Annotated in this window: 10 protein-coding genes and 2 pseudogenes; 5 read left to right on the plus strand and 7 right to left on the minus strand. The window is 69.6% G+C overall.

Annotation, left to right across the window (positions count from 1 at the left end; all coding sequences use genetic code 11):
* Positions 1–7: 7 nt before the first annotated feature.
* From BM536_RS32380 to BM536_RS32390, 3 genes are read right to left on the minus strand one after another with little or no spacing between them, the layout of a single operon-like run.
* Positions 8–763 carry an NADH-quinone oxidoreductase subunit C gene (locus BM536_RS32380; protein ID WP_094103809.1) on the minus strand — a complete coding sequence of 252 codons (756 nt, stop codon included), beginning with the start codon at positions 761–763 and terminating at the stop codon, positions 8–10.
* On the minus strand, positions 760–1314 hold the full coding sequence (locus BM536_RS32385) for a NuoB/complex I 20 kDa subunit family protein (RefSeq protein WP_073493907.1): 555 nt from the start codon (positions 1312–1314) through the stop codon (positions 760–762). Before BM536_RS32385 ends, BM536_RS32380 begins: the two co-directional genes overlap by 4 nt.
* Before the next feature lie 14 nt (positions 1315–1328).
* Positions 1329–1688: an NADH-quinone oxidoreductase subunit A gene (locus BM536_RS32390; RefSeq protein WP_007383963.1), complete on the minus strand. Its 360-nt coding sequence runs from the start codon at positions 1686–1688 to the stop codon at positions 1329–1331.
* A 711-nt stretch (positions 1689–2399) separates the two neighbouring features.
* Between BM536_RS32390 and BM536_RS32395 the strand changes: the two genes are divergently transcribed.
* Positions 2400–3221 carry a C40 family peptidase gene (locus BM536_RS32395; protein WP_073493909.1) on the plus strand — a complete coding sequence of 274 codons (822 nt, stop codon included), beginning with the start codon at positions 2400–2402 and terminating at the stop codon, positions 3219–3221.
* A gap of 135 nt (positions 3222–3356) precedes the next feature.
* Complete coding sequence (gene def, locus BM536_RS32400; RefSeq protein WP_073493910.1) at positions 3357–3983, plus strand: peptide deformylase; 627 nt, start codon at positions 3357–3359, stop codon at positions 3981–3983.
* A 48-nt stretch (positions 3984–4031) separates the two neighbouring features.
* Here the strand turns inward: def and BM536_RS32405 are convergent, their stop codons facing one another.
* Positions 4032–5318, minus strand: coding sequence for a geranylgeranyl reductase family protein (locus BM536_RS32405; RefSeq protein WP_073493912.1), 1287 nt, complete (start codon positions 5316–5318; stop codon positions 4032–4034).
* 96 nt (positions 5319–5414) lie between these two features.
* Here BM536_RS32405 and BM536_RS32410 point away from each other — a divergent pair, with 96 nt between their 5' ends.
* Both BM536_RS32410 and BM536_RS32415 read left to right on the plus strand, forming a co-directional pair.
* Positions 5415–5921, plus strand: a complete 507-nt coding sequence (locus BM536_RS32410; RefSeq protein ID WP_094103920.1) for a GNAT family N-acetyltransferase — start codon at positions 5415–5417, stop codon at positions 5919–5921.
* 143 nt (positions 5922–6064) lie between these two features.
* Complete coding sequence (locus tag BM536_RS32415) at positions 6065–6382, plus strand: PASTA domain-containing protein (protein WP_079275030.1); 318 nt, start codon at positions 6065–6067, stop codon at positions 6380–6382.
* An 89-nt stretch (positions 6383–6471) separates the two neighbouring features.
* Here the strand turns inward: BM536_RS32415 and BM536_RS32420 are convergent, their stop codons facing one another.
* The 3 genes and pseudogenes from BM536_RS32420 to BM536_RS32430 all read right to left on the minus strand — a co-directional run.
* On the minus strand, positions 6472–7167 hold the full coding sequence (locus tag BM536_RS32420; RefSeq protein ID WP_073493917.1) for a demethylmenaquinone methyltransferase: 696 nt from the start codon (positions 7165–7167) through the stop codon (positions 6472–6474).
* A 30-nt stretch (positions 7168–7197) separates the two neighbouring features.
* Complete coding sequence (locus tag BM536_RS32425) at positions 7198–8307, minus strand: acyltransferase family protein (protein ID WP_094103810.1); 1110 nt, start codon at positions 8305–8307, stop codon at positions 7198–7200.
* A 109-nt stretch (positions 8308–8416) separates the two neighbouring features.
* A pseudogene (locus tag BM536_RS32430) lies at positions 8417–9736 on the minus strand (glycosyltransferase family 2 protein); the annotation flags it as partial.
* A gap of 32 nt (positions 9737–9768) precedes the next feature.
* On the opposite strand from BM536_RS32430, the pseudogene BM536_RS44470 reads away from it, so the two are divergent.
* Positions 9769–9843, plus strand: a pseudogene (locus BM536_RS44470) (vitamin K epoxide reductase family protein); the annotation flags it as partial.

A 9843-nucleotide genomic window follows, 5' to 3' on the forward strand; every position in this document is an offset into this window, starting at 1 on the left:
GGAGTGCTCACGAGTACGACCTCCGCTGGTCCGGAGCCGGGATCTGGGCGCCCTTGTATTCGACGGGGATGCCGCCGAGGGGGTAGTCCTTGCGCTGCGGGTGGCCCTGCCAGTCGTCCGGCATCATGATCCGCGTCAGCGCCGGGTGACCGTCGAAGACGAGCCCGAAGAAGTCGTAGGTCTCTCGCTCGTGCCAGTCGTTCGTCGGATAGACGGAGACCAGGGAGGGGATGTGCCGGTCGGAGTCCGGGGCGCTGACCTCGAGCCGGATCAGCCTGTTGTGGGTGATCGAGCGCAGGTGGTAGACGGCGTGCAGCTCGCGGCCCTTGTCGTGCGGGTAGTGGACGCCGCTCACTCCCGTACACAGCTCGAACCGCAGGGCCGGGTCGTCGCGCAGGGTGCGGGCGACGCGGACGAGGTGTTCGCGTTCGATGTGGAAGGTGAGTTCGTCGCGGTCGACGACCGTCTTCTCGATCGCGTTGCCGGGGAGGAGGCCCTGCTCCTCCAGCGCGCCCTCGAGTTCGTCGGCGACCTCGTCGAACCAGCCGCCGTAGGGGCGGGTGGTCGGGCCGGGGAGGCGTACCGAGCGGACCAGGCCGCCGTAGCCGGAGGTGTCGCCGCCGTCGGCGGCGCCGAACATGCCTCGCTGGACGCGGATCTCCTCGCCGCCCTGGCCGCGCTGGCCGGGGAGGTTGGAGGCGGAGAGGTCCTTCTCCGGGTTGGTTCCCTCGGCCCCGGTGCCGGTGCCGTTGGCGTCGCTCACCGCAGCAGCCCCTTCATCTCGATCAAGGGCAGGGCCTTGAGCGCCGCTTCCTCGGCCTCGCGGGCCGCCTCCTCGGCGTTCACGCCCAGCTTGGTGTTCTGGATCTTGTGGTGGAGCTTGAGGATCGCGTCCATCAGCATCTCGGGGCGCGGCGGGCAGCCGGGGAGATAGATGTCGACGGGGACGATGTGGTCCACGCCCTGGACGATCGCGTAGTTGTTGAACATGCCGCCCGAGGAGGCGCACACCCCCATGGAGATCACCCACTTGGGGTTCGGCATCTGGTCGTAGACCTGCCGCAGCACCGGCGCCATCTTCTGGCTGACCCGGCCGGCCACGATCATCAGGTCCGCCTGGCGGGGCGAACCGCGGAAGACCTCCATGCCGAAGCGCGCCAGGTCGTAGCGGCCGGCGCCGGTGGTCATCATCTCGATGGCGCAGCAGGCCAGGCCGAACGTGGCGGGGAAGACGGACGACTTGCGCACCCAGCCCGCGGCCTGTTCGACGGTGGTCAGCAGGAATCCGCTCGGCAGCTTTTCTTCGAGTCCCATGGCTTAAAGGCCCCTCAGTCCCATTCCAGGCCGCCGCGCCGCCACACGTAGGCGTAGGCGACGAAGACGGTGAGCACGAAGAGCAGCATCTCCACGAGCCCGAAAACCCCCAGGGCGTCGAAGGTGACGGCCCAGGGGTAGAGGAAGACGATCTCGATGTCGAAGACGATGAAGAGCATCGCCGTCAGGTAGTACTTGATGGGGAAGCGCCCGCCGCCGGCCGGCGTGGGGGTCGGCTCGATACCGCACTCGTAGGCCTCGAGCTTGGCGCGGTTGTACCGCTTCGGCCCGATCAACGTGGCCATGACCACGGAGAAGATCGCAAAGCCTGCCCCGAGGGCTCCCAGTACGAGGATGGGCGCATACGCGTTCACCGCTCCTCGCTCCTCTCAGTCGGCACTGACTGCTGGCGATGGTGTGGGCTCACATCCGCCTCACAGGCCCCACGAACCTCGCCGTCCTCAACGAAGATCGCGAACATGTGAAGCAGGTCACAAGCCCAACTGCCTCGCATCCTATGCCTGCCGCTCTGTGATCTGCGACACGGGGTATTGCACAAGCTTTGTGATCTCCACCACCTGACGAAGGATCATGAAGTCATATCAGCGGTGATCTTCGTACGCGAAGCGTCAGAGTGATCACAAGAAGTGACATTTACGTGCGTCGCCGCAGGTCGGAGGCAGCGTCTCTATATCAAGAGGATTCCGCCGCATGCAAATTGGTGCTGGACGGGGTGCCTTGATAGAGGACGCGTTCACACATCAGGGGGAGCCGCAGGGCCGATGTGGACGCGTGCACGCGTTCACGAGCGGGGCCGGTCGCGCCGGGCGCGTCGGACGCGGGCCTTCCGTTAATCGTTCCGTGACCTCTGCCACACTCGCGACCGGTGCCGGAGAGCCGGGCTTGGCCAACGATCTCAACCAGTGCTAGGCACGGGGCAATCCGGACGTAACAGCGAAAGGCCATGATCACGGGCTTGATCACCTGCGTCCGCAATGTCCGTTACGGCGTCAATAAAGGGTGGTGCGGCAGGTGTTCGGGGTGCCCATTGAGTAATTGTGGCGCAGCACACGTTTCTTGAAGGTATGGAGGACCCCCTGATACCGGTTGTACTCATGTCCCACACCGCTCACATACGCAGCCACCGGAAACCCCGCCGCAGCGCGTCCACGATCGCGATGCGGGCCGGAGTCGCCAGTGGTGTACTCGGCTCGCTGGCCGTGGCCACCGCGGCCGGATCGGCCAACGCCGCCGAGCCGGTGACGCAGACGCTCGAACTGCCCGTCCTGACGGCTGACGTGGCCGCACAGGTCACACAGTCCGCGAACGCCACGCAGCAGGCCGCCGCGAACTACCAGTTGGAGGCCGAGCGCGACGCGGCCGCCAGCGCGGCCGCCAAGGAGGCCGAGAAGGACCTCGCCGCCGCCAAGAAGGCGGCGGAGGCGAAGAAGAAGGCCGAGGAGGCCCGCAAGGCCGCCGCTGAGGCCGCCGTGTCCCGTTCCACGGAGCGGACCACCCTCTCCACCGCGACGACCGCCTCCGCTCCGGCCAGCGGCAGCGTCGGGACGGTCATCTCCTTCCTCAAGGCCCAGGTGGGCGACGCCTACGTCATGGGCGCCACCGGCCCCAACGCCTGGGACTGCTCCAGCCTGGTGCAGGCGGCGTTCAAGCAGGTCGGCGTCGACCTGCCGCGCGTCTCGCAGGACCAGTCGATGGTCGGCACGGACGTGTCGCTGTCCAATCTCCAGGTCGGCGACATCCTGTACTGGGGCGGCAAGGGTTCCGCGTACCACGTGGGCGTCTACATCGGGGACGGCCAGTACCTCGACGCGGCCAACCCCTCCAAGGGTGTGGTGATCCAGGATCTTTCCGGCTACCCGGCGTCGGGCGCGGTGCGCGTGCTCTGAGACGCGCCGATCCGGACGCACGGATCACGAAGGGCCGCAGCCGCTCGGGGGCAGCGGCCCTTCCGGCTCTCCTGGCATCCTCGGGTCGACCGGTGGAACCCCACCGGACGTCCGCGAGTTGAAGGAGAGACACCCATGCCCAGCGTCTTCGTCCAAGGACGCCCCGTCGCCTCGTATCCCCCGCTCGCGCCCGAGGCCGGGCGCGGCTCGGTGCGGCGGATCACCGAGACCGGTGAGGGGGTCCTGCACAAGCCGTGCCGGGACGTGACCGAGTTCGGGCCCGACCTCGCCGCGCTCATCGACGACATGTTCCTCACGATGTACGTCGCAGAGGGGGCCGGCCTCGCGGCGAACCAGGTCGGGGTCGGTCTGCGACTGTTCGTCCACGACTGCCCGGACGAGGACGGTGTCCGACATGTCGGACACATCGTCAATCCGGTGCTGGAGCCGCTCGACCCGGCCCACCGGCGGCTTCTCGACGAGGGCGAGGGCTGCCTGTCCGTCCCCGGCGCCGTCATGGACGTACCGCGACCGGACCGGGCCCGGGTGCGCGGGCTCGACAAGGACGGCGAGCCGCTCCTCATCGAGGGCACGGGGTACTTCGCGCGCTGCCTGGCCCATGAGACCGACCATGTGAACGGGCACGTGTACCTGGACCGGCTCTCCCGGCGGGAGCGCGCGGACGCGCTGCGGCAGGTGGCGGACCGGCGGGACGAGGTGTTCGCCCGCCGGGCCGCCAGGCGGCGGACGCTCACCGCCTGAGCACGCCGCGAAGGTCGCGGGAGCGCAGGACCGCGTCCACCTGACGGGTCAGGCCTTCGGGGCTACCTTGCTCAGGCCGTTGATGATGCGGTCCATCGCGTCGCCGCCCGTGGGGTCGGTGAGGTTGGCGAGCATCTTGAGCGTGAACTTCATCAGCATCGGGTGCGTCAGGCCGCGCTGGGTCGCGATCTTCATGACCTTCGGGTTGCCGATGAGCTTCACGAAGGCGCGGCCCAGCGTGTAGTAGCCGCCGTAGGTGTCCTTGAGGACGCGGGGGTAGCGCTGGAGGGCCAGTTCGCGGCCCGAGGGCGTCGAGCGGGCGTGGGCCTGGACGACGATGTCGGCGGCGATCTGGCCGGACTCCATGGCGTAGGCGATGCCCTCGCCGTTGAAGGGGTTCACCAGGCCGCCGGCGTCGCCGACGAGCAGCAGGCCCTTCGTGTAGTGGGGCTGGCGGTTGAAGGCCATCGGGAGGGCGGCGCCGCGGATCGGGCCCGTCATGTTGTCGGGGGTGTAGCCCCAGTCCTCCGGCATCGACGCGCACCAGGCCTTGAGGACCTCGCGCCAGTCGAGTTCCTTGAAGGAGTCGGAGGTGTTGAGGACGCCCAGGCCGACGTTGGAGGTGCCGTCGCCCATGCCGAAGATCCAGCCGTAGCCCGGCAGGAGGCGGTCCTCGCCCGGCCCCCGCCGGTCCCAGAGTTCGAGCCAGGACTCGAGGTAGTCGTCCTCGTGGCGGGGGCTGGTGAAGTAGGTGCGCACGGCGACGCCCATCGGGCGGTCCTCGCGGCGGTGCAGGCCCATCGCCAGGGAGAGGCGGGTGGAGTTGCCGTCGGCGGCGACGACGAGCGGGGCCCGGAAGGTGACCTCGCGCTTCTCCTCGCCGAGCTTCGCGTGCACGCCGGTGATCCGGCCGGTGCGGTCGTCGACGATGGGCGCGCCGACGTTGCAGCGCTCGTACAGCCGGGCTCCCGCCTTCTGGGCCTGGCGGGCGAGCTGTTCGTCGAAGTCGTCGCGCTTGCGGACGAGGCCGTAGTCCGGGAAGGAGGCGAGATCCGGCCAGTCCAGCTGGAGGCGGACACCGCCGCCGATGATGCGCAGGCCCTTGTTGCGCAGCCAGCCGGCCTCCTCGGAGATGTCGATCCCCATGGCGACGAGCTGCTTGACGGCGCGCGGGGTGAGGCCGTCGCCGCAGACCTTCTCGCGCGGGAACTCGGTCTTCTCCAGCAGGAGTACGTCGAGCCCGGCCTTGGCGAGGTGGTAGGCGGTGGTGGAGCCGGCCGGCCCCGCGCCGACCACGATCACATCGGCGGTGTTTTCGGAGAGGGGCTCGGTCACGGCGGGTTCTCCCCAAGTTCGGAATCGCGTGCCGACCGGCACTGGACACGGGCAGTCTATTCAGGAGAATTGATCAACCTGCTGAAGGGCTGCCCCGTGAACCGAGTTCTGCCCGTAGTACGGCTGCGCGTCCCCACGGACGAGGACGCGGTGGCGTGGCAACGGATCTTCGACCACCCCGATGTCATGGAGTTCCACGGCGGCCGTTCCGCGGGACTGTCCGTCTACGAGGAACTCACCGCCCGCCAGCGCCGGCACGACGCCGAGCGCGGGTTCTGCCTGTGGACGATGCTCGACGAGTCGGGTCGGGTCATCGGCTTCACCGGCGCCCAGCCCTGGGAGCGGGAGTGGGGCCCGACCGGTGAGATCGAGATCGGCTGGCGGCTCGGCCGGGAGTACTGGGGCCAGGGGTACGCCACGGCGGCGGCGCGGATGACCCTGGAGCGGGTCCGGGAGGCGGGCGTGCCGAGCGTGGTGGCCATGGTCGTGGCGGGCAACACCCGGTCCATCGCCGTCACGCAGCGGCTCGGCATGCGGCTCACCGAGGTGTTCACCACCCCGGAGTCGGAGCAGGAGGGGCACTGCTACCGGCTGGACCTGTAGAAGCCCCAACTCCGGTTTGGTGACACCGAGTAGCGGATTGTCACGGAAAGACACATCGTGCTTCCGGACGCCCCCCTCGGGCGGTTACCCTTCCAGTACCGCTGGGGGTGACATCTGTGCACATACGGCCCAAAACATCCGAGGTGCGCGTACCGAAGCTCGTCGGACTGATGGCCATGGACGCGCGCGAAGCCGCCATCGCACAAGGGGTACTGCTGGCCGCGCCCGACCGGCCCGACTTCCACCGCACCGTCGTCGACTACGTCGTACGTCAGTACCCGCCGCCCGGTGTCGAGGTGCCGCGCGGGGCCGTCGTCACCGTGTGGTTCGACTTCACCGAGGGAGGGGGCGGCGGAGGCGCGGGCGTCCGCGAACCTCGGCTGCCGGCGCCGGGCGGAGGCGGGATGCAGCGCGAACTGGACCCGTCGGCGGAGGGCCCCTTCGAGACGATCAGCGGGTAGCCGCGCGCCGCCACGACGACGGACGCCGACCGGGTCGGTCGGCCGGGTCAGCCCGCCGGGTCGGCCCGCCGGGTCGGTCGGCCGTTCGCTCAGTTCTCCTTGAAGCCCCGGTGCAGGGTGACCACGCCGCCGGTCAGGTTGCGCCAGGCGACCTTCGACCAGCCGGCCTTGCGCAGGTGCTCGGCGAGGGCGGGCTGGTCGGGCCAGGCGCGGATGGACTCGGCGAGGTAGACGTACGCGTCGGGGTTGGAGGAGACCGCGCGGGCGACCGGGGGCAGGGCGCGCATCAGGTACTCGGTGTAGACCTGCCGGAACGGCGCCCAGGTGGGGTGCGAGAACTCGCAGATCACGACCCGTCCGCCGGGCCGCGTCACCCGGTGCATCTCCCGCAGCGCCGTGTCGAAGTCCTGCACGTTGCGCAGCCCGAAGGAGATCGTGACGGCGTCGAAGGTGTCGTCCTTGAACGGCAGCTTCGTCGCGTCGCCCGCGGTGAGCGGCAGCCAGGGGTGCTTCTGCTTGCCCACCTGGAGCATGCCGAGGGAGAAGTCGCAGGGCACGACGTAGGCGCCGGTCCGGGCGAAGGGCAGCGAGGAGGTGGCCGTACCGGCGGCCAGGTCGAGGACCTTCTGCGCGGGGCGGGCGTCGACCGCGCGCGCGACCTCCTTGCGCCACCTGCGGTCCTGGCCGAGGGAGAGGACGTCGTTGGTGAGGTCGTACCGTTCCGCCACGCGGTCGAACATCGAGGCGACTTCGTGGGGCTGCTTGTTCAGGGAAGCACGGGTCACCCGCCCATTGTGGCAGCAGGGGGTCGCCGGTCATGGCAGCAGCCTCGGCTTCCTCCGGGCCGCCACGTCCTCGACCCAGCCGCACAGCAGCACGAACACCACGATCAGCAGCCAGCCCACGGCGAACAGGAACCACTGGCTCTCCAGCGGAAGGTACGCCTCGAAGGCGGGCACGTCCCAGAACCGGTCGATCAGCGGGACCGCCAGCACCAGCGCGATCTCGTGCCAGAGGTAGATCGTCACCGCGCGCGCGTTGAAGACGGTGACCAGCCGGTTCGTGCGCCGCAGCCGGGTGAGCCAGGCGAAGTCGATCCGGAAGTACGCCTTGGCCCACATCAGCAGCATCACGAAGCCGGCCGACCAGAAGGCCTGCGCGAGCGGGTTCTCGTCCAGGTCGTAGGTGCCGTACCCGGCCCGCTGCGAGAAGGCGCACCAGCCGCCGTACGCCATGGCGGCGAGGGAGAGGACGGCCACCAGGGCCGGCCTGACGCGCTGGAGCACGCCGTCGCGGTGGGCGAAGCCGAGCATCCAGCAGAACAGGTACGTCGACAGGTCCCACAGGGCGGTGCCGAAGCGGTTGTCCGGGCCCGCCCAGGCGAAGTTCAGGACCAGGACGGGCGCGAGGGACCCGACCAGGACGGGGATCGGGGCGAGGCGGAACAGCCGGAGCAGGAGCGGGGAGAGCAGCACGAACCACAGGTAGGTGCGCAGGTACCAGAGGATCTCCCAGGCCTGCTCGCCCCAGGCGTTGCCCGGTGGATCGCCCAGCGGCACGATCCACCAGACGATCTGCGGGCCCGGCATCCAGCCGTGCACCAGCATGGCCACGACCACGAAGGCGCCCCAGAACCAGAAGGGCGGCAGGAGCCGGCGGAGACGGCCGCGCACCACCTCGAGCGCCGGGCGTTCCAGGGACTTGGCCATCAGGGTGCCGGCCAGGCCGAACATGACGCCCATGGAGGGGAAGACCAGGCCCGCCCAGGCCCACCCGAACGTGTGGTAGGCGACGACGCGGATGAGGGCGAGGGCGCGGAGGCTGTCGAAGTAGCGGTCGCGGCCGGAACCCTCCGGCAACGGGACGGTGTCGCCGGCGGCGTTGTCGGTGGCGCCGGCGGCGTTGTCGGTGGCGCCGGCGGTCATGGCGGTGGCAGCCGTGGCGGTGGCCGTCGTGGCGGTGGCCGTCGTGGCGGTGGTGGCGGGAGCGGCGACCGCGGCCCGTCGGACCGTGCCCCTGCTGTGCGCCCCCCACTCAGCTCACCCCGGCCGGGGTCCCGACCTCGCCGGTCCTCTTCAGTTTCTGCCAGCGCAGGCGACCGCCGGTGAGGGCGGTGATGCAGGAGTGGATGAGGACGAGGTACATCATCTGGCGGTAGGCGAGCTGCTGGAGCGGCATCATCAACAGGTAGCGGTACTTCTCGCGGTCGAGCCGGAAGGCGTACGCGGCGCAGACGAGCTGGACGCACAGGACCGCGAACCAGGCCAGCAGGGCCGCCTTGAAGTCGATGAAGATCATCGAGTAGGCGGTGAACACGTCGATCAGCGGCGCGAAGACCGGCGTGACGATCTGGAAGAGGACGACCAGCGGCATGCCGACGCGCCCGAAGCGTCCCGAAGGCCCCTTGTCCGTCAGGGACTTGCGGTGCTTCCAGAGGGCCTGCATGGTGCCGTAGGACCAGCGGTAGCGCTGGGACCACAGCTGCTTCAGGGAGCCGGGGGCCTCGGTCCAGGCGCGGGCGTGCTCCTGGTAGACGACGTTCCAGCCCGCGCGGTGCATGGCGATGGTGATGTCGGTGTCCTCGGCGAGGGTGTCCTCGCTCATGCCACCGACCTCGAGGACGGCGTCCCTGCGGAAGGCGCCGATCGCGCCGGGGATGGTCGGCATGCAGCGCAGCAGGTCGTACATGCGGCGGTCGAGGTTGAAGCCCATCACGTACTCGATGTGCTGCCAGGCGCCGATGATGGTGTTGCGGTTGCCGACCTTGGCGTTGCCGGCGACCGCGCCGACCTTCGGGTCGGCGAACGGCTGGACGAGCTGCCGCACGGTGTCGGGCTCGAAGACGGTGTCGCCGTCCATCATCACGACGATGTCGTGACTGGCGTTGCGGACGCCGTTGTTGAGGGCGGCGGGCTTGCCGGAGTTCTCCTGGCGGATGACGCGGACGTTCGTCATGCCGAGCGCCCCGGCGGCCTCGCGGGAGATCTCGGACGTGCCGTCCGTCGAGCCGTCGTCCACGATGATGATCTCGATCGGATGGGTGCTGCGCGCCAGCGATTCGAGGGTGTTGGCGATGCACTCCTTCTCGTTGTACGCCGGGACGATGACGCTGACCGGCCGGGTGACGTCCGGTCCCCAGCTGAAGCGGCGTCTGTTGCGCTTTCTGTGGTGCCGGCGGGCGAGGATCAGCATCATCCCGAAGCGGCCCATGACGGCCACGCCCACGACGGCCAGCCCGACGGAGAGCGTCGGCACCGTCCACTCGGCGACGGCGACCGCCGCGACGAGCGCCTTGCCCTCGTACAGGGTCACACCGGTGGCCTCCCGGTGGGCGGCCTGAAGCCGGTCGACGGTCCCGCCGGCCGCACCCGCCCCGCCCGTCGCCCCCCGGGTGCAGCCTCAACCCCGTCGTCTCCTGCGGCAGCGTCATGGAGAGCGACCAGGCCTCGGTCTTCGGCTTC

It is taken from the genome of Streptomyces phaeoluteigriseus, from assembly GCF_001896135.2.
GTDB lineage: Bacteria > Actinomycetota > Actinomycetes > Streptomycetales > Streptomycetaceae > Streptomyces > Streptomyces phaeoluteigriseus.